The sequence below is a fragment of the Acinetobacter sp. WU_MDCI_Abxe161 genome (assembly GCF_025514355.1).
GTDB classification, from domain to species: Bacteria; Pseudomonadota; Gammaproteobacteria; order Pseudomonadales; family Moraxellaceae; genus Acinetobacter; species Acinetobacter pittii_E.
Genome location: NZ_JAHPTU010000027.1, coordinates 1 through 23,712, shown reverse-complemented (window position 1 = coordinate 23,712; position 23,712 = coordinate 1). Strand labels below are relative to the sequence as shown.

22 protein-coding genes, 1 tRNA gene and 1 pseudogene are annotated in these 23,712 nt (G+C 38.1%); 13 read left to right on the top strand and 11 right to left on the bottom strand.

Annotation, left to right across the window (positions count from 1 at the left end; genetic code table 11):
* Positions 1-183 precede the first annotated feature (183 nt).
* Positions 184-777: an HAD family hydrolase gene (locus tag KTI78_RS17530; RefSeq protein ID WP_016142988.1), complete on the top strand. Its 594-nt coding sequence runs from the start codon at positions 184-186 to the stop codon at positions 775-777.
* 64 nt (positions 778-841) lie between these two features.
* Here the strand turns inward: KTI78_RS17530 and KTI78_RS17525 are convergent, their stop codons facing one another.
* Positions 842-3,139 (bottom strand): beta strand repeat-containing protein, encoded by a 2,298-nt coding sequence (locus KTI78_RS17525; protein ID WP_262446862.1) that lies wholly within the window; start codon positions 3,137-3,139, stop codon positions 842-844.
* Positions 3,140-3,717: 578 nt separating this feature from the next.
* Between KTI78_RS17525 and KTI78_RS17520 the strand changes: the two genes are divergently transcribed.
* Positions 3,718-3,794: transfer RNA gene (locus tag KTI78_RS17520), tRNA-Arg, on the top strand.
* Between the two features lie 115 nt (positions 3,795-3,909).
* On the opposite strand, the gene KTI78_RS17515 is transcribed toward KTI78_RS17520, so the two are convergent.
* Positions 3,910-4,602: a nitroreductase family protein gene (locus tag KTI78_RS17515; protein ID WP_262446860.1), complete on the bottom strand. Its 693-nt coding sequence runs from the start codon at positions 4,600-4,602 to the stop codon at positions 3,910-3,912.
* Positions 4,603-4,825: 223 nt separating this feature from the next.
* On the opposite strand from KTI78_RS17515, the gene KTI78_RS17510 reads away from it, so the two are divergent.
* Both KTI78_RS17510 and KTI78_RS17505 read left to right on the top strand, forming a co-directional pair.
* On the top strand, positions 4,826-5,323 hold the full coding sequence (locus KTI78_RS17510) for a YcxB family protein (RefSeq protein WP_262446859.1): 498 nt from the start codon (positions 4,826-4,828) through the stop codon (positions 5,321-5,323).
* A 39-nt stretch (positions 5,324-5,362) separates the two neighbouring features.
* On the top strand, positions 5,363-6,004 hold the full coding sequence (locus tag KTI78_RS17505; RefSeq protein ID WP_262446858.1) for a fumarylacetoacetate hydrolase family protein: 642 nt from the start codon (positions 5,363-5,365) through the stop codon (positions 6,002-6,004).
* A gap of 106 nt (positions 6,005-6,110) precedes the next feature.
* Here the strand turns inward: KTI78_RS17505 and KTI78_RS17500 are convergent, their stop codons facing one another.
* Positions 6,111-7,358, bottom strand: coding sequence for a YihY family inner membrane protein (locus KTI78_RS17500; protein ID WP_016142993.1), 1,248 nt, complete (start codon positions 7,356-7,358; stop codon positions 6,111-6,113).
* 358 nt (positions 7,359-7,716) lie between these two features.
* On the opposite strand from KTI78_RS17500, the gene wrbA reads away from it, so the two are divergent.
* Positions 7,717-8,325, top strand: coding sequence for an NAD(P)H:quinone oxidoreductase (gene wrbA, locus KTI78_RS17495; protein WP_262446857.1), 609 nt, complete (start codon positions 7,717-7,719; stop codon positions 8,323-8,325).
* A gap of 48 nt (positions 8,326-8,373) precedes the next feature.
* On the opposite strand, the gene KTI78_RS17490 is transcribed toward wrbA, so the two are convergent.
* From KTI78_RS17490 to KTI78_RS17480, 3 genes are all read right to left on the bottom strand, one after another.
* Positions 8,374-8,949, bottom strand: coding sequence for a xanthine phosphoribosyltransferase (locus KTI78_RS17490; RefSeq protein ID WP_002119547.1), 576 nt, complete (start codon positions 8,947-8,949; stop codon positions 8,374-8,376).
* 72 nt (positions 8,950-9,021) lie between these two features.
* Positions 9,022-9,735: a DUF3108 domain-containing protein gene (locus KTI78_RS17485; RefSeq protein ID WP_016142995.1), complete on the bottom strand. Its 714-nt coding sequence runs from the start codon at positions 9,733-9,735 to the stop codon at positions 9,022-9,024.
* Positions 9,736-9,893: 158 nt separating this feature from the next.
* Positions 9,894-10,565, bottom strand: coding sequence for a hypothetical protein (locus KTI78_RS17480; RefSeq protein WP_016142996.1), 672 nt, complete (start codon positions 10,563-10,565; stop codon positions 9,894-9,896).
* Positions 10,566-10,797: 232 nt separating this feature from the next.
* Here KTI78_RS17480 and KTI78_RS17475 point away from each other — a divergent pair, with 232 nt between their 5' ends.
* Positions 10,798-11,682, top strand: a complete 885-nt coding sequence (locus KTI78_RS17475; protein ID WP_262446856.1) for an energy transducer TonB — start codon at positions 10,798-10,800, stop codon at positions 11,680-11,682.
* A gap of 52 nt (positions 11,683-11,734) precedes the next feature.
* Here KTI78_RS17475 and ybeY read toward each other — a convergent pair whose 3' ends face one another.
* From ybeY to miaB, 3 genes are read right to left on the bottom strand one after another with little or no spacing between them, the layout of a single operon-like run.
* Positions 11,735-12,211 (bottom strand): rRNA maturation RNase YbeY, encoded by a 477-nt coding sequence (gene ybeY, locus KTI78_RS17470; RefSeq protein ID WP_262446855.1) that lies wholly within the window; start codon positions 12,209-12,211, stop codon positions 11,735-11,737.
* A gap of 9 nt (positions 12,212-12,220) precedes the next feature.
* Complete coding sequence (locus tag KTI78_RS17465; RefSeq protein ID WP_002119513.1) at positions 12,221-13,309, bottom strand: PhoH family protein; 1,089 nt, start codon at positions 13,307-13,309, stop codon at positions 12,221-12,223.
* A gap of 37 nt (positions 13,310-13,346) precedes the next feature.
* Positions 13,347-14,798: a tRNA (N6-isopentenyl adenosine(37)-C2)-methylthiotransferase MiaB gene (gene miaB, locus KTI78_RS17460; RefSeq protein ID WP_016142999.1), complete on the bottom strand. Its 1,452-nt coding sequence runs from the start codon at positions 14,796-14,798 to the stop codon at positions 13,347-13,349.
* A gap of 286 nt (positions 14,799-15,084) precedes the next feature.
* Between miaB and KTI78_RS17455 the strand changes: the two genes are divergently transcribed.
* The 4 genes from KTI78_RS17455 (at position 15,085) to KTI78_RS17440 (ending at position 19,366) form a co-directional block, all read left to right on the top strand.
* Positions 15,085-17,028: a lytic transglycosylase domain-containing protein gene (locus tag KTI78_RS17455; RefSeq protein ID WP_262446854.1), complete on the top strand. Its 1,944-nt coding sequence runs from the start codon at positions 15,085-15,087 to the stop codon at positions 17,026-17,028.
* Positions 17,029-17,085: 57 nt separating this feature from the next.
* Positions 17,086-17,748: a ribonuclease I gene (locus KTI78_RS17450; protein ID WP_239975689.1), complete on the top strand. Its 663-nt coding sequence runs from the start codon at positions 17,086-17,088 to the stop codon at positions 17,746-17,748.
* A 211-nt stretch (positions 17,749-17,959) separates the two neighbouring features.
* Positions 17,960-18,946 (top strand): malate dehydrogenase, encoded by a 987-nt coding sequence (locus tag KTI78_RS17445; protein WP_002119517.1) that lies wholly within the window; start codon positions 17,960-17,962, stop codon positions 18,944-18,946.
* 174 nt (positions 18,947-19,120) lie between these two features.
* Complete coding sequence (locus KTI78_RS17440; RefSeq protein ID WP_002119522.1) at positions 19,121-19,366, top strand: DUF2789 family protein; 246 nt, start codon at positions 19,121-19,123, stop codon at positions 19,364-19,366.
* A 62-nt stretch (positions 19,367-19,428) separates the two neighbouring features.
* On the opposite strand, the gene KTI78_RS17435 is transcribed toward KTI78_RS17440, so the two are convergent.
* Positions 19,429-19,956 carry a hypothetical protein gene (locus KTI78_RS17435; RefSeq protein ID WP_016143003.1) on the bottom strand — a complete coding sequence of 176 codons (528 nt, stop codon included), beginning with the start codon at positions 19,954-19,956 and terminating at the stop codon, positions 19,429-19,431.
* Between the two features lie 67 nt (positions 19,957-20,023).
* A complete protein-coding gene (locus tag KTI78_RS17430; RefSeq protein WP_262446853.1) occupies positions 20,024-20,629 on the bottom strand; it encodes a 2OG-Fe(II) oxygenase in 606 nt (201 codons plus the stop codon).
* Between the two features lie 117 nt (positions 20,630-20,746).
* On the opposite strand from KTI78_RS17430, the gene KTI78_RS17425 reads away from it, so the two are divergent.
* From KTI78_RS17425 to KTI78_RS17415, 3 genes and pseudogenes are all read left to right on the top strand, one after another.
* Positions 20,747-21,604: a 23S rRNA (adenine(2030)-N(6))-methyltransferase RlmJ gene (locus tag KTI78_RS17425; RefSeq protein ID WP_262446852.1), complete on the top strand. Its 858-nt coding sequence runs from the start codon at positions 20,747-20,749 to the stop codon at positions 21,602-21,604.
* 41 nt (positions 21,605-21,645) lie between these two features.
* Positions 21,646-22,479, top strand: a complete 834-nt coding sequence (pssA, locus tag KTI78_RS17420) for a CDP-diacylglycerol--serine O-phosphatidyltransferase (protein ID WP_224993506.1) — start codon at positions 21,646-21,648, stop codon at positions 22,477-22,479.
* Positions 22,480-22,496: 17 nt separating this feature from the next.
* Positions 22,497-23,583, top strand: a pseudogene (locus tag KTI78_RS17415) (DUF6670 family protein).
* Positions 23,584-23,712 lie beyond the last annotated feature (129 nt).

Sequence of the window (23,712 nt, the reverse complement as noted above, 5' to 3'; positions counted from 1 at the left end):
CGCTCATAGCTCAGCTGGATAGAGCACTTGGCTACGAACTAAGGGGTCGGGAGTTCGAATCTCTCTGAGCGCACCAACTTGAAGAATTAACCGCTTTTATAGCGGTTTTTTTGTGCCTGTTTTTTAGTACTTTAAGAAAAATCTAAATTTATAACTTTTTAATTATATTAGAGATAATCATAAATGAACTTAGCTTTATTTGACTTTGACGGCACGATTACTCATAGCGACACATTCAGCCTATTCCTTAAATTTTCTTTGAACAAAAAAACTCAAATAGTCGGTGGTATTCGTCTTGCACCTTATATAGCGGGTTATAAGCTTGGATGGGTAACTGATAAAACTATTCGAACTAAACTTTGCCAAGTGGGATATGCGGGATATGATGCAGATGCCCTAAAAGTTAGGGGACAAGAGTTTGCTAAAAATGTGCTTCCTATCTGTGTGCGTGAAAATGCTTTGGAACGTATTCTCTGGCATAAACAACAAGGCGATCAGATTGTTGTTGTCTCTGCATCATTGGGCGTTTATTTAGAAAGTTGGTGCCAGTCTTTAGGTTTAGATGTTATATGTAATCAACTTGAAATACGTGATGGTATTTTGACAGGTGAGTTTATTAATGGCGATTGTGGTTATTTAGAAAAAGTAAATAGAATAAAAAATAAATATGATTTAAGCCAATATTCTAAAATTTATGCTTATGGTGATACACCTAATGATTATGCAATGTTAGAACTGGCGCATAAGAAATACTATAGATGGCAAGAAGTGAATTAATATTTAAAAATATATTAATAAAGAAAGCCACTTCTCATAAGTGGCTTTCTTTTAATGGATTATATTAAACAGTATTGAAAGAGTTTTCTAGGAAGCTATCAGTAAGTAATGATGTCGGTACGATAGTATGCGTTGTGTTGGTTACGCTAGATACTGTAGACGTCACGCCACCAAGTAAGCTGCCACCAGTTAATCCGCCCAGCAAATTAGAAATAACATCTAAGCCGCCTTCACCAGTAACGCCACCCGTTAAGCTACCAACGATGTCTGTAACGATGCCGATAGGGTTGTCTGTACCGCCAGTCACACCACCAGTTAACCCACCGAGAAGGTCGGTCACTACACCAAGAGAGCTATCACCACCAACGCTACCTGTTAAGCCACCAAGTAAATCAGTTAGTAGACCGAGTGAGCTATCTCCACCAGTTGCTCCACCAATAGTACCAGTTAATCCGCCAATGATTTCTGTAACTAAACCAGTAGCAGTTGTACCATTTGTAATCAGCGTATCGAGAATACCGGTAGCAGATTCAGTAGCACCTTGAATATCACCACCAACTAAATCAGAAACTACCTCAAGTGCACCGTTAACTGTATCGCGCGAAGTTTCAAAAGTTAGTGTGCCGAGGTCGGCAATTTCAGAAACTGGGTGTTCTGCTTGTGGAAGGACGCCGATAATTGTATCTGCAACTGTATCAATGCCAGTGTTGATAATTTCAGTTTTTAGGCTTTCTACACCCTGAAGAATATCAATACCGCCTTGAATGACATCAATCACAGGTGAAATTGGGGAAGTTCCACCACCGATACCGCCAGTTACACCGCCGATAATGTCAGTAATTACTTCAAGCGGATTGCCATCAACACCACCAGTTACACCACCGATAATATCGGTAATCACTTCAAGTGGATTGCCATCAACGCCACCAGTTACACCACCAATAATGTCAGTAATTACTTCAAGCGGGTTACCGTCAACGCCGCCAGTTACACCACCAATAATGTCGGTAATTACTTCAAGTGGGTTACCGTCAACACCGCCAGTTACACCACCAATAATATCGGTAATTACTTCAAGCGGGTTACCGTCAACACCACCAGTTGCGCCACCGATAATATTATTCACAATTCCAGTTGCGGTTGTACCATTGGTGATAAGCGTGCCCAGAATACCTGTAGCAGATTCAGTAGCACCTTGGATATCACCGCCAACTAAATCAGAAACTACCTCAAGTGCACCATTTACTGTGTCGCGAGAAGTTTCGAAAGTTAGTGTACCAAGATCTGCTAGGTCTGAAACTGGATGTTCAGTTTGAGGAAGGATACCAATGATTGTGTCAGCAACAGTGTCGATACCTGTATTGATAATTTCAGTTTTTAGGCTTTCTACACCCTGAAGAATATCAATACCGCCTTGAACGACATCAATCACAGGTGAAATTGGAGATGTACCACCGCCGATGCCACCAGTTACACCACCGATAATGTCAGTAATCACTTCAAGCGGGTTGCCATCAACGCCACCAGTTACACCACCGATAATATCGGTAATCACTTCAAGCGGATTGCCATCAACGCCACCAGTTACACCACCAATAATGTCGGTAATCACTTCAAGCGGGTTACCATCAACACCCCCAGTTACGCCACCAACGACATCAGTAACGCTTCCGACCACGCCAGTAACAATACCAGTTGCGGTTGTGCCATTATTGATAAGTGTTTCAACAATACCAGTAGCAGACTCAGTAGCGCCCTGAATATCACCGCCAACTAAATCAGAAACAACTTCAAGTGCACCATTTACTGTGTCGCGAGAAGTTTCAAAAGTTAATGTGCCGAGGTCGGCAATTTCAGAAACTGGGTGTTCTGCTTGTGGAAGGACGCCGATAATTGTATCTGCAACCGTATCAATACCAGTGTTGATAATTTCAGTTTTTAGGCTTTCTACACCCTGAAGAATATCAATACCGCCTTGAACGACATCAATCACAGGTGAAATTGGAGATGTACCACCGCCGATGCCACCAGTTACACCGCCGATAATATTAGTTACGGTTTCAAGAGGATTGCCACCACTAATTCCGCCAGTCACACCACCAATAATATTGGTTACAGTGTCAACCGGGCTTGTAGAACCAATACTACCTGTAACTGTGCCCACTGCATCAGAAACAAGACCAGTTGTGGTCGTTGTAAGTGTATTTGTTGCTGTAGATAGAGTGTCTGAAAGTAAGCCAGAAGTTGATATGTGACCATCAACAGTAGAGCCGCCCGTTACATTAGTATTCACCGATATAATATTGCCCAAATCTTGAGTAACTTTTGATATCGAAGAAACGAGATTTTTTAGTAAGAACATTTCAGTCTATTTCCTATATAATTATGTATTTTTAAGTAAGTATTATTTATTGCGCGAGTTAATTATTGAGATATATATCTCAATAATTGCGATTTAGTATTGGTGAGATCTCAAAAGCTGTCAATGTGTATTTTTAGTCACATTTTTTGATATTAAATAATATTTAAAGCAATAATAATTTTTTAATTTAGACGTAAAAATAATAATAATTTTTATATAATATTTTTTTCATTAATTATTTTTTAATCATATTTTCACTCATTTGAAGCATTATTCTCGATAAATTTTAATTAAGCTTATAATGTTAAAGCTTAACCAGAAATATATTATTTCTATAATGTTGACTAAAATAGTAGCCTTTATCATCTAGGTATATGGCCAAATGCCTCAAAAAGCCGATAAAATTTATTTGAAAAAAAATATTTCAAATACATCTTAAATAAGAAAAACACTAATAATTTTAGCCGCTATTTGATGTAAACTAGTTTGATGGCTAAGAACTAGACGTTTGGTGACAGAAAGATGAAAAAAAGCTTCCTAAGCTTTGAAAAATGCGTATAATGCGCAACATCAAGTACGCGCTCATAGCTCAGCTGGATAGAGCACTTGGCTACGAACTAAGGGGTCGGGAGTTCGAATCTCTCTGAGCGCACCACTTGAAGAATTAACCGCTATATATAGCGGTTTTTTTGTGCCTGTTTTTTATTATTTCAATTTAAAAGCCATTGCTCATGGCAACCGGCTTTAAATGATTTGAAGTTGAAAAAAAATTAGCTAAATGTTTTAAAACGGCTTTCATCTTCAATAAATACTTTTTCACCTGCTTGACCTTCAATTGAGCCAAATACTAATTGAGCTCTTAATTTCCACTGAGTAGGGATGTTAAAAGTAGTGTTAACTTTCTCATCAATAATTGGATTGTAGTGTTGTAAAGAGGCTCCAAGACCCTGCTCAGCCAGTACGCTCCATACTGCAAATTGGGCAATTGCTGTTGAATGTTCAGACCACACTGGGAAATTGTTAGCATATAACTCAAATTGTTCTTGTAGACCTTTAATTACATCCTGATCTTCAAAAAATAAAACTGTACCTGCACCTGCTGCAAAACTTTGAATTTTTTGCTCAGTTCCGGCTAATGCTTCAGCAGAGACAATCGTTTTTAATACATCTAAAACAATATTCCAGAAGTTTTCATGAGACTGATTAAATAAAATCACAACGCGAGAAGATTGAGAGTTGAACGCTGATGGGCTATGTTTGACCGCTTCTTGAATCAATTCTTCAATTTCCGAAGGGGTATGTTCTAAGTTTTTTCCAATCGAATAGATAGAACGGCGTTTTTTAATTAATTCTAAAAAGTTAGTTTCATTTGAAAGATGGTTCTCTTGAGTGGCTTGGATAACCACATCTTTTGAGACAGTCGCTTTTTGATTTAAGCCAAATAATTTTGCAAGAAAAGACATGAGACATTCCACTAAGAAGGTGATGTTCCTATTGTAGAAATTTTAAAAACTGAAATAAGCTCAAAAAATATGAATCTACGTTCTATATATGCAACGTAGCTGCTCTTCCAATCTATTAATAAGCTCCACTTTTAAACAAAATAAAAAATAGCTTTTGATTCATTTTAAAGCTGAAATGAATATGCTCTAATAGTTTCGATTTATTGAGTATTGATGCAGTGCAATGACCGAGCAAAAAATAGCTTTATCTTTACGTTACTATTTGAATTTAGAAGAGTCACAAGATGGATTTTCATTAGTGACGTTTGGGAAAAAGCAAATTACCCGTTTTCTAACACCTGCGATTAGTATCGCAATTATTATTTGGGGATTTTATTTAGGTCTCTCTGGTGTTGGTCGATATTATGTCGGGTTAGGTATGTTTTTTCTAGTGATGCAAGGTCTCATGCGTTACTGGCTTTTACCGATGTTATTTAAGCGTCAATTCGTTCGTTACCAGTTTGGAAAGAGCGAGCAGGGAATCGACTTATATCAAGATTATTTTGAGCTTTACGCCAATGGCCGTAAGCAAGTGATGCAATATGCAGATGTGCAAACCTTTGCTAAAGGCAAGTTGACCTATATGCTTGAACTAAAAAATAAAACTGTAATTATTGTACCAAAACGAGCATTCTCACAGGTCGCAGATCAAACTATATTTGAAAATACATTTAAGAAATAAATTATTGGAATTATTAGCCGCAACAACAAAGGAAGCCTCATGAATACACGTCCTTCAAAAATCGTTTGCGTGGGCAGAAGTTACGCCGATCATGTCAAAGAATTAAATAATGCTATGCCTGATAGGCCGATATTATTTATTAAGCCACCGAGTAGCTTGATTGGTTTAAATGACGGTATTTCATGGAATCCAGCTTGGGGCAGTTGTCATTTTGAGTGCGAGTTAGTTTTGCGCATTAATCAGCCTTTAAAGGGTGAAACAAATCCTGAAAAAGCCTTAAAAGCGATTGGTGCAGTGTCTTTAGGTCTCGATCTAACAATGCGTGATTTACAGAATGAACTAAAAGGTAAAGGTCATCCATGGGAGCGTGCTAAAGCTTTTGATGGCGCCTGTGTTTTGTCAGACTGGGTCGATGTGAGCGAAATTACAGATTGGCAAGAGACTAAATTCACCTTCCATATTAACGATGAGTTGCGTCAAGATGGAAATACTGCACTGTTAATGTTTAGCATTGCCGATCTATTAATTGATATTAATCAGGTCTTTTCACTCGAACCGGGTGATGTAATTATGACTGGTTCGCCTGCTGGTGTTGGACCATTACATGCAGGTGATCAGTTGAAAATGACATTAAAAGGTGCAACGCAAGATTTTGTATGGAAAACTTTTGTAAAAGCCTAACCCATTCCTAAAGATGGATAATAAAAAACCCTATTATTATTTTTAATAACAGGGTTTTTTTATTGGGTAGGAAAGAGTGTCTATACTATTGAATAGTTTTACTTTCTTATTTCTCTTCAAAAATTGTTGAGAGCGGAATAGAAAGTTTGGCAGCTAAGTAATCATTAGACTCGACTAGAGCTGGTCCTATTTTTTCCATCCATTCATCGTCATCGTGTACATTTAGAACATCTTCACGTAACGGTAAAGGGTATGGGAGAGCAGTGAAAAAACCCCAGAAGTCAACTTGGGATAAATTGCGCGCAAGCACATATTCATCTTTATCGGTACGTTTAACTAAATTTTGCTCTTCAAGCAAAAGTACATAAGCTGGCCAGCGGCCAACTTCTCCACGTCCTAAAATTTCGAGAGCTTCTTTATCGCTTACACTTTCGCCAAGTTTCTGTTTTTTATAAAACAGCTCAAGAATATCTAATAGCATTAAAACAGGATGACGTTTTTGCTCTTTACCCGAATGAAATGCAGTTAAAGCAAAACTCACCTCTACGCCTAGCAAAATAATATTCCATGAAAGAAAGATCCATAGAAGGAAAATTGGCACGGCTGCAAATGCACCATAAATAATTTCATAACTAGTGAAATTTGACATCACGAAGCTAAATAAATTTTTGAGTATTTCAAACAGTACTGCACTTAAACAAGCAGCAATTCCTGCTGCATAAACTGGGACGGTGCGATTGGGAATGGTCCAATATAAAATGAAGAAACCCAAAATAGTGAGTGCAAAAGAAATTAGCCAGAGTAGAAATGCGCCATCAAGTTGATAACCTGTGAAGTTATTGCTTAATAAGTTCATCGAAGCAACAGTTGATGAAATAACAAATGCACTGCCTAAAATAATAGGGCCAAGCGAAATAATGGTCCAGTAGCGCATAAAGCCCATAATGCCACTACGCGTTTCTTTTACTCGCCAAATACGATTAAAAACTGTTTCAATTGAGGTCAGCATTAAAACTGTCGTGACGAATAAAAATAGCACACCAATTACAGTCAAGTTGCTCGACTTCTCTGTAAAAGCATTTAGTGCTTTATCAAATGCGATCGTGCTCTTCGGTAAAAAGTTACTATAAATTAAATGTTGAAGCTGTTGTCTTGCAGGTTCTAACGCTTTAATTGAAGAAATAATTACTAAAAAAACCGTTAGCATTGGTACAACTGCAAATAGTGTTGTATAGGTGAGAGAACCAGCTTGTTCACGGCACCGATCAGCTTCAAAACGCTTAAATACATATAAAACGAACTGAAACCAGGTTTTTTTATAAAAAGGAAGTTTCTCTAAAAAACGTTGTAACATACGTCGTCTATCCCGATTTTTTTAGTCATCATGTTGGGCGATTGATAGCTTAGCAAAGTATTAGCTTAAGAACTTAAATAGTAGATTAAAGCAAAATAATAACTTAAAGAATGAAAGTCATTTTATAAGTTTACTATGTGCTATAGAAAAAATTGTAGCAATAATCTTTTGAAGGAAGTCATATTTCTCTTATCAGGTATAAGCGAAATCAAAGAGATTACTCTTTTTATTTGATAGATTTGAGAAAGTTACGTAGCTTGCCTTCAGTACTACACGATCAATCGCTTCTAGAATTTCATAAGATTGGCTTCGCCAAAAAAATAAAAAATACCGTATAGTGTTCTTTTTAACAAAATTTATGAAACCGATGCAACCTTACATTCTTGTACTCTATTACAGCAAATATGGTTCTACTAAAGAAATGGCACATTTAATTGCCAATGGTGTTGAGTCTGCGGGTATGTCAGTAAAAATTCGGACTGTGCCAAATATTGCTCCAGTCGTCACGACAGCTGAGCCAAGTATTCCAGCAGAAGGTGATATCTACTGTACGTTAGATGATCTAGCAAATTGCGCGGGGCTGGCGTTAGGTTCCCCAACTCGCTTCGGTAATATGGCAAGTGAAATGAAATATTTTTGGGACCAAACGACGAGTCTTTGGCTCAATGGGGCATTACACAATAAACCAGCTTGTGTTTTTACTTCTTCTGGATCAATGCATGGGGGGCAGGAGAGTACTTTACTTACTATGCTACCGCCGTTATTTCATCACGGGATGATGATTATGGGATTACCAAATGCAATTCCGGCGTTATCTAACACGAAAACAGGTGGAACGCCGTATGGAGCTAGCCATGTAAGTGGACCCCGCCATGACCAGAACTTAAGTCAGGACGAAAAGATTTTGTGTGAAGCTCAAGGCAGACGTTTAGGTGAAGTTACTAAAAAGCTCCTTATTTCATCTTAATTAAATAAAAAAAGAGCGGATTATCCGCTCTTTTTTTATTTGTATATCTTATTCTTTTACAAAGGTAACTTTACCATCTGTAAGAGAGTGAACACGTGCTAGTGATTCAACTCGGTAGCCTTTTTCAAGCAATAAATCACGACCTGGTTGGAATGATTTTTCAATCACAATACCGACACCCACAACTTCTGCATTTGCTTGGTGAATTAAATCAATCAGTCCTAATGCTGCTTGACCATTCGCCAAGAAGTCATCAATAACTAAAGCTTTATCAGTTGAATGAAGATGCTTGTTTGAAATCGCAATTGTACTTTCAGTTTGTTTAGTAAAAGAAAATACTTTAGAACGATATAGATCATCTTTTAATGTCAATGACTGATATTTTCGAGCGAAAATTACAGGTACACCAAGTTCCAAACCTGCCATGATTGCAGGTGCAATACCTGATGCTTCAATGGTAATAATCTTGGTAATCCCTGCATCTTTAAAGCGAGCGGCAAATTCTTTACCAATCTGCTGCATTAATACAGGATCAATTTGGTGGTTTAAGAAAGCGTCGACTTTCAAGACTTGATCAGATAGAACGATACCTTCTGTTAAGATTTTCTGTTCTAGTGCGTGCACGGGAGAATCCTCTAGACGGATGCTTTTTAAAGCAAATGCGTATTTTAAAAAGCATCCAAAAAAATGCAAGCTTTAATTCGTCTTACCTGAATAACTTGTTAATAACAATCCATAAGAAGTTTTACCATCAATATGGCTTACTTTAACTGGTAAATAATCTAATTTCGGTGCTAACCAAAAGATTGTGCTACGTTCAGGTTTTTTATGCTGTAAAACGACTTTAATGGTATCGAATGTCCCATAAGAGGTTTTAATTTTCTCGTTGCCTTGTTTTACAAATCGACGATTTTCAACTTCTTTTGCATCTGCAAGTGGGTAAGAAGTTTTAAGTGAGCCATTTTTTAAATCTTCACGCAGTTGTAACTCTGCATTTAACTCATCAAGAACGCCTGCCTGCCAAGCAAATGAACGGGCCTTATCGTCTTTTTTGGTCGAAATAGTTTTACTATTCGGATTAAAGTTAATATTCATAGTGTTGTTGTGAATCAAAATTTTGCTAGTACGGCTAAAACTTTGAGACCCAATTTTACCATTAGCAAAACTAAATTTACTTGTTTCACTTGCAGAAGCAATTCCACCTGCTTTTGCAGTGAAATTATAAGTCCAATTATTACCTTGCTGGCTTAAAGCACGTGTAGCTGTACCCATACCTTTATTATTATAAGTAAACTGATAATTTGCCTGAAATGGGCTCATGGCAAGAGCATGACTTGAGAAGCCTGCAAAAAGCAAAGTTGTTGAAATACCTGTTGCGATGCCAAACGATTTCAGAAATTTTGTTGCCATAAGTAAGTATCCTTGTACAGACTAAAAAGTTAGTGCTGATGCATCTGTAACTTAAACATATTATGCCTGTTGATCATGGAGAAAAAATCAGGATTTATGCTAAATATGTAATCTATTTGTGTTTTTTTGGCAGCGAGTTATTTTTCATTTATATCCATTTAAGCATCTTTTTGCTGAATTGGTGTTATTTCAGAATCTTCTAATTCATCTTCAAAATCATCATCCTGATCACGGTATAGTAGTGCTGCTAAATTCACATTTCCAAATACGACTAATTCAGCTTCACGCACCCGTGCATAATTTACATGTACTTTACCTAATGTCTCGATAATACTGGCTTTTTTACCAAACCAGCGGTTGAGATCAAGAAATATAAGTTCATCACGTTCTTCGGCTACATTAAAACGTTCAAGAATCATCCCTAAAGGGTCTTTTTTCAAAATCTTATGGTAGTAAAAAACTGCGGCTTTCACGGCGATTTTTTGCCAAAAGTTTTTATATTTTGCTTCAATAATTTGTGTATTACTAATTTGTTCAAAAACTAAAAGCTGTTGTTCTTTATTAAATTCCATCTGAATTAGTTTTAAATCAACTGATAATGTTGTTTCTAAGCCTTTTACATGCATAGTTGCATATAACCTTAACCAGTCATGATAAAGATCAGCATGTAGGTCATCTAAAAATTCAACATTATTGGTGACATAACGTTGTAAAGTTGCATTCAGAAAGGTTTGCGATAACGTAAAATCTCTTTCTTCCTCAATGAATGCTTCTGCTTTTTTATAGACTTTTTGAAGGCGTCTGACTAAAGAGGAAAATAGCGTTTGCATAAAAGAACTTCCAGAAGATAATTTACTAAAGAGCCCACACAATCTTTATTATGATAAAAAACGGGTTTTGATATTGCAGTGTAACAAATTTAATTGATACATTTTGACAAAATGAAAATGGATAAAACCCTCTATTTGAAGTGAATCACACTTTTATCCAAATTTGAATATTAGTTTACATTTTATTCGGTATTAAACCGTGGGGAAAAGGCATTTATATGCTTTTAAGATTATGCTGAACACCAGAAGTCGATCCATAGAACATTTTCATTATTGGTGGCAAGACCGAATCTTTATTGCTGCAACAATATTGGCAATCTTGCTGCATATTTTTGTGTTGCTTATTCACTTTGCCATGCCTAGCCCGTCAGAGCAATCTACTAAAGAAATTGCAATTTCAATTCGACCAAGCAATGAGCCAGTTAATCAGGCAGATTTTTTGGCTCAATCAGACCAGCAGGGTTCAGGTGCATTTCGTGAGGCTCACCGGACTTCTAGTGATACTCCAAACCCTATGTTTAGTGAGGCTTCAACTGGAAGTGCAGAGTTAGAAACTTTGCAAAAGGTTCAGCAACAAAGAGAACTTAAATTTGAAGAAAAAGTTCTAATGACGGTTTTGAGTTGGCAAAAACAAGCTGATGCAAGCCAAAGAAAAAAAGAATTAGAACAATTACAAAGTCAATTTCAAGCAAAAGCTGCGATGGTTGCCAGTCTTGAAGCACAATATTTACAACGTCGGCAAGATTTCAGCCGCCAGCAAAAAATCAAGACAGTAGACGGAATTCAAGCAAAGAAAGATGCCTCGGCTGTTTATTTAGATAAGTTCCGTGAAAAAGTGGAGCTTTACGGTAACCGCTATTATCCAGAAGAAGCCAAACAGCAACAACTAAGAGGTGAAGTCCGTTTAATGGTGATTTTGAATGCCCAAGGTGGGATTCGTGCAATTCGTTTGTTTGAAAGCTCAGGGCATTCAATACTAGATGAAGCCGCTAAGTCTTCAGTACGTCGCGGTGCACCATTTGGACATTTTGATGCCAATATGAAAGATATTTCGGAGTTACGTATTGTGCGTACTTGGCGCTTTGATCCAGCTGAAGCGGAATTTGAGGTTCACTAATTAAAAAAATGTGGATAACTTTTAGGATATCCACATTTTACTAATGATCACATTATTCCTGATAAGGGTTTGCAATATTGAGTTTTGCTAAAATTTCAATTTCTAAGCCTTCCATCTCTTCTGCATCTTCATCACTAGTTTCATGGTCATAACCGAGCAAATGCAAAACGCCATGAACTAATAGATGAGCAAAATGATTTTGGGCAGTTTTTTTCTGCTCTAATGCCTCTTGTAATACCACTGGAATGCAGATAACCAAATCACCTAGAGGTAAGGCATCTAGCATTGGTAAAACTTCTTCAGGAATATCACTTGGAAAAGATAAGACATTAGTTGGTTTGTCTTTTTCTCGGTACTGCAAATTGAGTTGCTGGCTCTCATCCAGATCAACGCAAGCTACCCCAATTTCACAATCTTCTTTATAGCCAACGTGGCGTAAAGTTATCTCAATAATTTTTTTGAGTTGAGCTCTTTTGAGCTCTAACTCAGGTGATTGAAAGTCTTGTTGTAAACTTAAACTGATTTTCAAAATGAATCCTTAAGCATCCTGATGTTGCAAGTCTGCTGCTGTATCGTTTTCAGCAACTAATGCCTCTTGACGTGCTTTACGTTCAGCACGTGCTTCAGCATTAAGGCGCTGTTGTTCACCATCCCAACCTTCATACGCTTCAACAATTTTTTGAACAAGTTGATGACGTACAACGTCACGGGAGTGGAAACGGGTAATATGAATTTCTTTAATATTCTCGAGTACACGTAGTGCATGCGCCAAACCAGATTGTTGGCCTCGAGGTAAATCTACTTGGGTAATATCACCTGTAATCACTGCACGAGAGCCAAAACCTAAACGGGTCAAGAACATTTTCATTTGTTCAGGTGTTGTGTTTTGAGCTTCATCCAAAATTACAAACGAATGGTTAAGTGTACGACCACGCATATATGCAAGAGGTGCAACTTCAATCACTTGACGCTCGATTAACTTGGCAACTTTTTCAAAGCCGAGCATTTCGTAAAGGGCGTCGTAAAGAGGGCGTAGGTATGGATCAATTTTCTGAGTTAAATCACCAGGTAAGAACCCGAGCTTTTCTCCAGCTTCCACGGCAGGACGTACAAGTAAAATCCGCTGGATTTCGTTACGTTCGAGCATATCTACTGCGGCAGCAACTGCTAAATAGGTTTTACCTGTACCAGCAGGGCCTACCCCAAAAGAAATATCGCTTTGCAAAATACGCTGTACATAGCGTTTTTGATTGGCGCCACGTGGATTAATACGGCCTTTTCGAGTCTGGAAATAAACATCCATCGGTGCATCATGCTCATCCATTTCTTCTCCAACTAACTCGAAATTACGTTCAGTTTGAGAAGATTGAATTAACAGATGTAACAGATCGGCACTGATTTGCTGGGATACCTCAGACTCTTCGTAGAGTCGTTGCAATAATGCTTCGGCTCTCCCAACAGCATCTATCTCACCATCGATATGAAAAACATCTCCACGATGAGTAATTTTGACATCTAAACGCTGTTCAATTTGCTTAAGGTGCCCATTATAGGCACCCAAGATGCTCTTTAAACGTTCCATTGAAATTTCAGGAAATGTTACGGTACGTCGAATCGCTGCAGTCAAGAGAAAACCTTTCAGTAGACTTTAGAATACCTCTACATTACGCCACGTCAGGCTCAAGATTCAAGAGCTCACCGTAAACTAAATTTAAAGTTTTAATTTCAGTAATCTCGATCTCTGCGAAACGGCCCACCCAAGCAGCATCACCGACAAAAGTGACTAGACGTGTATTGTCAGCTGTACCGACTAAAATATTAGGGTCTTGGTCCGAGACTTTTTCAATAAGAACGCGTTCAATTTTGCCAAGCATTGCATCAGTTTTTTCAATACTAGACTGTTTAATTACTTTTTGAACTTGAGCTAAACGCTCTTTTTTGACGTGCTCAGGTGTAGTGTCTGGTAAGTCAGATGCAGGTGTACCCGGACGTTTTGAATACACAAAACTATACGAGTGATCAAAATCTAAGTCTTTGATAAATTGAAGTGTTTCAGCGAAGTTTTCATCAGTTTCACCTGGGAAACCAATAATAAAGTCACTCGATAAATGCATATCTGGACGAATTTTTCTTAGCTTGGCAATCTTATCGATATAAACATCAATCGTATGATTTCGCTTCATTGCCTGTAAGACATCATTAGAGCCACTTTGAACAGGTAAGTGTAAATGCGACACCATTTGAGGCAAATCTTCATAGCACTGAATTAACTCATCAGAGAACTCAAGTGGATGCGATGTTGTATAACGTAAACGGCCAATACCCGGAATTTCTGCAACGAGTCGTAACAATTCAGGGAAGGTGCAGATGCCGCCTTCGAAAGTTTCGCCGCGATATCCATTTACATTTTGACCAAGGAGTGAAATTTCACGAACACCTTTTTCAGCCAGACCCGCGATTTCTGCAAGTACATCATCTAATGGGCGAGAAACTTCTTCACCGCGTGTATAAGGAACTACACAGAAAGAACAATACTTAGAGCAGCCTTCCATAATAGAAACGAATGCTTTAAAGCCTTCTACACGTGGTTCAGGTAAAAAGTCGAACTTTTCAATATCTGGGAAAGAAATATCAACCAGTTTGATTTTATCTTTTTTTGGTTTTTCTACTTGAGCATTATGTTGATCAAGCATTTGTGGTAAACGGTGTAATGTCTGTGGACCAAAAATCATGTCCACGTAAGGCGCACGTTTTTGAATATTGTCACCTTCTTGAGAGGCAACACATCCACCCACACCAATTACTAGGTCAGGATTCTTGTCTTTTAGTTTACGCCAGCGACCTAATTCACTAAATACTTTTTCCTGCGCTTTTTCACGAATAGAACATGTATTCATGAGCAGAATATCTGCTTCATTAGGGTTGGTCGTTAAAACGTAGCCGTGAGAGTCCCCTAAAAGGTCTGCCATACGGTGACTGTCATACTCATTCATCTGACACCCTTGAGTTTCAATATAAAGTTTTTTTATTGAAACATCAGTGGTGTGCGTTGGCTGGGTAACAGTGTTTTCTGAGGCAGCTTTGGCACCATTGGGAATGAAGGTTTGAACCGTCATGCAGGCTCCTAACAGATCGATCTAAAAAGAATAAATTGGCCCAAAATGGGTCAAACCATTTATTATAGCAGTATTTGAGCTGAACCGATAACAGTAAACTTTCAGAACATGACAAGGTTTTTGTGAAGTAAATTAGGTGAATTTTAATGATGTTGAATCATAGAGTTACATAACACAACAAAAGAAAGCACGAAGAATAATTAAACTATGCGTTGAAGGTGAATAGTCAGGGTTTAGCACATTTATGAGACCAAGTAGAAAGAGCTCATCAATACATAGTCGTGTAATGAAAAATAAATATATACATCGTAGCTGGTTAGGAGCTATGTGTTTACTTGGTTGTTCATTTACGTATGCTGCCGAAGAGCAGTTCAATGATGCCTTAAATGCTGCAAATAGTGGTAATACTGCGTTATTAGACCAATATCAGCTTGCAATGCAAAATGATGTATTGGGATATTATCCAGAGTATTGGAAACTCAATACCAACCTTGGCTTTCAACCCACTGCCTCTATCGTAAGCTTTGCTCAACGCTATCCACAATCAGCAATGGCTGAAAAATTAGCAGCCGATTATGTTGAAGAAAAAGTTAAACAAGCTGACTTTGTATCTGCACAACCTGTCTTATCTTATGTTACCAATCCTGACCAAGCCGAAAATTGTGCTTTAGCACAAGTGCGGGCGAAAAGCGGCGATGCTTTAGTTTTTGCTGAATATAAAGATGTTTGGTTAGCGACTGAATCACAACCGGAATCTTGTGTAGGCTTAGGTCGCATGATGTTATCTAGTCCTTTAATGAGTGCACAAGATAAACAACAGCGTCTATGGGTACAGTTGCGTGCAGGTTTGTCGGGACAAGCGCTCGCGACAGCACAGACTTTGGGCTTGAATCTTTCTTTGGCCCAGCTTAACCAAATTCAGGCTAATCCCCTTAACTATTTATGGAGTGCACCTAAGGCCAATGATGCAGATTATGCTTATTTGATTTTTGCTTTAGGGCGTTTAGCTAATAATGACTTGAGTAATGCTTTTTCAAATGTGCAGCGTGTCGCCCAAGGTACACCACAAAATGTACAAAAATATTTATATCGTACGGTAGCCTATATTGGTGGCACCACGGTAATGAAAAATAATTTTAATCGTGAAGTTCTTCAATACTTTGATGCAAGTTGTGGTTATCCATTAAGTCCGGAAGAAGCTGAAATTTATGCACGTCAGTCAATCCGTTTTGGTGCGTGGGAAAGCTTAATCCGTGCGATTGATAGTATGACCGTAACCCAAAAACAAGAAGATCGCTGGCAATATTGGCTTGCTCGTGCGACAGAGCAGCGTGGTGATAGCGCTTCTAAAGCAACTGCACAACAAATTTATAGAAAATTAGCTCAGGCCGGTGATGACTATCATAACCTTTTAGCAAAAGATCGCTTAGGTGAACGTTATAACCATCAACCTTATGATGATCAACCAACAGCAAGTGATTTAAGACGTTTAGATCAGAATATTCACTTCAATCGTGCTTTTACTTTAAGACGTATTAATGCAAATCCAACTTACACTAACCGTGAGTGGAATTGGGCTGTTCGTCAAGCTTATCTTCAGCACGATGATGGTTTACTTTTAGCTGCGGCAAAGCGTGCTCATGATATGGGATGGTATGACCGTGCAATCTATGCAGCAGATCGTACAACTAATAAGCACAATGATACGTATCGTTATGTGACCCCACATAAGACTAATGTCGTAAGTCATAGTTACAATGCAGGAATTGATCCAGCATGGGCTTATGGTTTAATGCGTCAAGAAAGCCGGTTTGTCACCTCTGCACGTTCTCACGTTGGAGCGGGCGGTCTTATGCAAATTATGCCTGATACAGCGAAGTTGATTGCACGACAAATGGGTGAAACTTATAATCCTGCTGCATTAAATGAAATGAATACCAATATTCGATATGGAACATTTTATTTGTCGATGATTCAGGGACAATTAAGCAACAACCCTGTTTTGGCAACTGCAGGTTATAATGCGGGACCTAATCGGGCTAGACGTTGGCAACCGGACTATCAATCAATTTCGGCTGACCAATATACTGAGACAATTCCATTGTTAGAAACTAGAGACTACGTCAAGCATGTTATGACGAATGCAACACATTACGGTGTGATATTGGGTCAAGGGGCTCAGTCATTATCACAACGTATGAAAGTCATTCCAATGCGTACGTCGCCTTAACTTTAAGGTGGTTGATGATGGATCTTCTTTTAATTGGCATATTCAAGTTTTAATTAAATGAAATATAGATATTTGGAACTTCGTTCAATTTTGCAACTTGCATGGTGGTTACTCTGTGCAGGGGTAGGATTGATGAGTTCCGTTTTACATGCCGAACCTGTTAATTTACAGGGGTATGTTATGCATGTGCAAATGACACCAGCTGCATGCGCATTAGATCCCTCTAAACAAAAACAACGTAAATGTCTTGAAGGCTATTCACTGACAATTACAGGTCTTATGCCGGAAACCACAAAAACTGATTGTTCAACAGAAAGTTCAGCAGCCCTCTCTCCATTACAAGCTAAAGTCGTAGCTCGGGTTATGCCTGATAATAATGCTCGTGTGCAGCTATGGAAAAGTGTAGGGGGGTGCGTTCCTATGAATGCAAGCCAATATTTCCGTACAGTTATTAATTTTGCTGAACGTTTAAAAATCCCGGCTAGTCTTACAAGTTCAACAAATGTTGAAATGCAGCAATCAGCATTAAGACAGCAGTTTACTCGTCTTAATCCAAGCTTACCTCAAAATGGTATCCGTTTTAGTTGTCAGTTATCGCGTTCAGATGTGGTCTTAACAGAAGTGAAAGTTTGTTACACGGTAAAAGGCCAATATAAACAATGTGCAAATCATGTGGTATCGAATTGCCCTGGTGAAATCATGATTAAAGGTAGTTACTAAAGGTAGTGAACATTTCGTAAGAAAATGCTCGCCATACATTGAATCTATTTATAAAGGTTAATTTGTATTTTCTATCAGACTTTTGGTGAAAATGAGTCGCTTTTACATGCATCTGCCAAATCTTTAGAGTACAATCTTTGCCGTTTATGATGATTTGGTTAGATGGAATTCCTATTTAGCCCGATTAAGGACACTCATTGGAGACAATTACATGAAGCAACCCGTTCGTGTTGCCGTGACTGGCGCTGCAGGTCAAATTGGTTACAGCTTATTATTCCGTATCGCAAGCGGTGAAATGTTAGGTAAAGATCAACCTGTTATTTTGCAATTGCTTGAAGTTCCAGTTGAAAAAGCACAACAAGCGCTTAAAGGCGTAATGATGGAACTTGATGACTGTGCTTTCCCTTTATTGGCTGGCATGATCGGGACTGATGATCCGAAAGTTGCATTTAAAGATGCTGACTACGCATTATTGGTAGGTTCTCGTCCACGTGGTCCTGGTATGGAACGTGCTGACTTGTTGAAAGTTAACGGTGAAATTTTCATCGGTCAAGGTCAAGCATTAAACGAAGTTGCTAGCCGTAACGTTAAAGTATTAGTTGTAGGTAACCCTGCAAACACTAACGCTTACATCGCAATGAAATCTGCTCCAGATCTTCCAGCGAAAAACTTCACAGCGATGTTGCGTCTTGACCACAACCGTGCGTTGACTCAAGTTGCTCAAAAAGCTGGTGTGGCAGTTGCTGATATCGAAAACTTAACAGTTTGGGGCAACCACTCTCCAACAATGTATGCTGACTACCGTTTTGCAACTGCAAATGGCGAAAGCTTAAAAGACAAAATTAACGATCCAGCTTGGAACAAAGACGTATTCCTTCCAACTGTTGGTAAACGTGGTGCTGCGATCATCGAAGCGCGTGGTTTGTCTTCTGCTGCTTCTGCTGCTAACGCTGCAATTGACCATATGCGTGATTGGGCGCTTGGTACAAACGGCAAATGGGTAACTATGGGTATTCCATCTGATGGTTCTTATGGTATTCCTGAAGGCGTTATGTTCGGTTTCCCTGTTACAACTGAAAACGGTGAATACAAAATCGTTCAAGGTTTAGAAATCGATGAATTCAGCCGTGAGCGTATCAACTTCACTCTAAACGAGCTTGAAGAAGAACGTGCAGCAATTGCTGACATGGTAAAATAATTCATCAACTTGATGAATTAAAAAAAGCACTCTTTATAGAGTGCTTTTTTATTGAACCCTGAAAAAGGGAACACAAAAAGCAACAAGAAAATATAGACACTATCATGCAAGTAAAAACGTTTTATTGTTAGATTAGTTAATAGATGATTTAAAAGAAGTTATAGGAGAATAACAATGTTTGAGCAGCAACCTACATTAGAGCTTTTATTTGATCAACTGGGTTTGGACTCAGATGAAGCAAGTATTGAAAATTTTATTAAGACACATCAATTGCCAGCCGAACAAAAATTACATGAAGCTTCTTTTTGGTCAAAGGGGCAAAGTGATTTTTTAAAAAGTCATTGGGAAAAAGATGATGAGTGGATTGTGGTGATTGATGAACTGAATGAGCAGCTGCATGAAGACAGTGTGAAAAAATAAGTTCATAAAATAAAGCCTGTTTTACATTTAATACGTAAAACAGGCTTTATTACATTAAGGGTTTAATGTGTTTTTACTTTTAATTGATCTTTATACCATGGTTCATGACGAACAAGATCAAATACAGGTTGGCCATGAAGCAATTCAAGATCACATGTAGACGTTGATAAATATTTAGTTAACCAATGTCGTGTTAATGCTGACTCTTGTCGTGCTGCTGACGCATATGCCAAGAAAAAATAGATATCAGCATGTTCATGATGTGCTAATGGCTTCAAAATTTGTTGAGTAATTAACGCAAAACGTTTTTCTTTATTTAATTCAAAATAAAGCATATACGCTTTGGCTAAGTGTAAAGACAAATTAAGATATAAGCTCAATGGCATTTCTTCATATTCCATACGAGCTTGTTCAAGCAGAACAATAGCTTCTTGTAAAAAATGAAGTTGCTCTTGGCGAACACGACTTAATACTACAAGTTGCATGCGTAAATCAGCACGCTCCAAAGCAAGCTCAGGCGTATTTTCAGTCAAATAAAGTTGGTCTGTTTCACCAATTCGGTTCACAATTGTTTTACTTTCAATAGACATACGCCATCACCTTTTCTAATCAATAGCTTTTATATCGGGTTCATTTACCAAATTTAAAGAGTAACCTTTAGACCCAAATGGAATTTCCACTACGAAGCCAAGCTGTAATAGAGAGTCTTTGTTGTTTTGAGGTTAATACTTCATGTAATAAATCACTTTGAAATATTACCAGGCGATTGGGTTTAGGATTAACAATATGCCATTTCTCATTTTTATCTTGTAGTCGTAATTGTCCACCCCAATCTTCTTGCCATTCTGGATGTAGGTAATAGACAGTTGACATCATACGATCATTTTTTTGTTGGGGATTGTCTCGGTGTAAAGCATAGAATTCACCCAAATTATAACGAGCAAAATGAGCTTCAACTTCTTTAATTCCTAAATAGAATGCTTGATTTAAACTTTGTGAAAATAAACGTAAAGTTTCAATATGTTGCTGAGCAATAGGAAGCTGATCGTTAATCCAAAGAATATGGTCACTACGAATATTACTAACTACGCCGTTTTGAATACCTGCTTCTCTAAATTCATCCATGTGATGGCTGCACTCATTGGCGACCTGAGCGCGATATTGATCGGGATAGGCCTGATTTATAATGGCAAAGCCATGCGTATTTAAATCATCTAAAATTTGATCTAAATTCCATGAATCGGGAAGCGAGTGAGAGTGCATATAACCTCAGGTAGATCGTAAAAATATCAAGCAGCTCTATTTTAGATGATCACAACCTTACGAAAGAATATTTTTTTCATGTTAAACTATTTGTTGAATTGAGGAATTAAAGTCAACATGAATTACCGTCACCATTTCCATGCGGGCAACTTTGCAGATGTTATGAAGCATGTGCTTTTGCTACAGCTGCTCAACCGTTTAAATGCTAAAGATAAACCTTATCGTTATATCGATACGCATGGAGGGGCAGGCAAATATGATTTATCTCTGGCACCTGCACAAAAGTCTGGAGAGTTTCTCACAGGCATTCATCGTCTAGTTCAACTATCTGACATGGAAAAGCGTCAGGCACCTGAAGCGATCCAGCAATATTTGAAATTGGTTGAACAATTACGTTCTGAGGAAGGAAAGGGTAGTTATCCAGGTTCTCCTTGGTTTGCTTTGCAAGGCATGCGTGAAATCGACAAAGCGACTATATTTGAAATGCAGCGCGATGTATTTCAGCAATTACGTCATAACATTCGTGATAAACGTGCAGGTTTACATGAACGCGATGCATATGAAGGCTCGCTCGGTGTAATTCCGCCAAAAGAAAAGCGCGGTCTGGTTATGATCGACCCTCCTTACGAATTAGAACGTAAAGACTTTCCGCAATTAGTTGAACTTTTACAACAAGCTTATAAGAAATGGCCAACAGGCGTTTTTGCAGTTTGGTATCCAATTAAAGACCGAGCGATGATTGAACGTTTTGAAAAGAAAATGTTTAAAACGGGTATTCGCCGTCAGTTAGTTTGTGAAATTTGTGTATGGCCAGATGATACTCCTGTAGGTCTAAATGGTTGTGGTTTATTAGTGATTAACCCACCTTGGCAGTTCTCAGAACAAGCAGACCAAGCACTACAGTGGTTATTCCCGCATCTTCGTATGCAAGAAACTGGTGGTCATGCTGCTGTTCGCTGGTTAGTAGGTGAGTAACAGTTAACTTAAATCAATGCACATGTTTGGAATAGAAAATAATGACAAATGCGCCTAAACCAGAGCAAGATTTAACTCATAATGAACATTCATTTGATGGGATTACATTTGAAGTGGTTGAAGAAGAAGATAATCCGGAAGGACAAAAAGTGAAGCGCCGAGGTATTTACCTTTGGCCTAACTTAATTACAACCGCTGCTCTGTTGTCCGGTTTCTATTCCATCATTGCAAGTATGAATGGGGATTTTAACCAAGCGATCTATGCCATTTTTATTGCAGCGCTACTTGACGGTTTAGATGGTCGAGTTGCTCGAGCGATTGGTGCACAAAGCGCTTTTGGTGAACAATATGATTCTCTATCAGACTTGTTAGCTTTTGGTGTGGCTCCAGCAATGCTGATGTATAGCTGGAGTTTGCATGATTTGGGGCGTATTGGATTAGCATGCTGTTTTGTTTATACAGCCTGCGCAGCCTTCCGTTTAGCACGTTTTAATGTGCAAATTGGAGTTGTTGATAAGCGTTATTTTATCGGTATTGCAAGTCCACTCGCTGCTATTATCATTATTTCACTTGTCTGGGTGGCTCGCGACTATCCTTTCATTTTTGACTTACGTGATATTGCGATTAAAACTATTAATGCCGTTCTTATGGTTGTTGTGGGATTACTCATGATTTCCAATATTAAATACTATTCTTTCAAACAGATGGACCGTAAACGCGTTCCTTTTGTAGTTATGTTGCCAGTAGTACTGATTTTTGCGGCAATCACTTATAATATTCCAATGGGCATTTTGACCGTTTCGATTATCTATGCCCTCTCTGGTTTTGTTACAACTCTATTGGCACGCAAGAGTAATGAAACAATAAAAACATAAAATAGAAGAGGTTCAGTATGCCTAAGTTGATAAGTCAAATTAATCAATTACAGCAGCTGGGCCTTAATGCTAAAGAGGGGGTTGTTTATCAACCTTCTCGTGGCTTTTTTAAAATTGTTTATCAAGGCTTGATTCTTCCAAATTTACCAACCCCGCTTCGTTATTTTAATTACATTAGTTTGGTAGGACAGCCGCGGATCCCCCTTTGTTATAACACTCACAGCATTACAACTTCGGCAATCGACACTGCAACTGTGCTCGTCAGTAATAGCCAACATAGCGTGGGACATTTAAAAACATATTCTATTCGTCGCCAATGTCAGTTCGATTCGAGCCTCTATCAGTTTGATAAAATAGATGTGATTCAATGGCAAATTCCAACGATTCGCCTTCAGCGTTTAGACCCCGAAATGGGTTGTGATCTTTTGATTCAAGTCCCAGAGAATATTTCTAATGCCTCTGCATTACAGTGGGGCGTTTCTGACTACTGGTCAACACTGTGTGTTTGTGAGGGAGAAATTTTTTATAAAGGGCAAAAATATAAAATTGAAGGATTGGGGCGATTTAAACACGCAAGGGCTCTGCATTTACCGTTCTTATCTTTATGTTTCTATACATGCCAAATTATTAATTTGAATGAGACGACACAGCTTACATTCCTACAAATAAGAAATCAGTGGAATATTATTTTATGCTCAAGACTAGAAATACAAGAATTTGGGAAACCTGTTGAAAGCTTTACCGAAGATGTAAATTTACATATTCATCGGGTTTATCCAAAAGTTAAAACACCGAATGGTAAAGAGATGTATTTGCCACGAGAATTTTCTTGGCAGTGTAAGAAAAATGGAAAAATAATTTTTGAACTATATGCACAAAGCCGCGGTGACTACAAGTTTGGATTGGCCGCAGGATATGTGGGAAGCTTTCAATATCAATTAAGCTGGAATGAACAGTGTCTACAAGGTGAAGGTGGATATTGTGAATATATTGATTGTCGGCCACTTAGATGGCAAGAAAAGAATCAAGATGAGAAAATTTTAGATAAATTGATGCTTTTACAACCATGTTTATATAAAAAATGACTATTTTTATCATTTTTGATTAAAAAGCGAACTGTTGTTGCACTAATATGAAAAAAGGGGTTGCAAAGGGATCTTAATGGTCTATAATGCACATCCATCGGCGGTGATGTAGATAGAAACTTGTTGAAAAACAGTTACTTGTGATTAA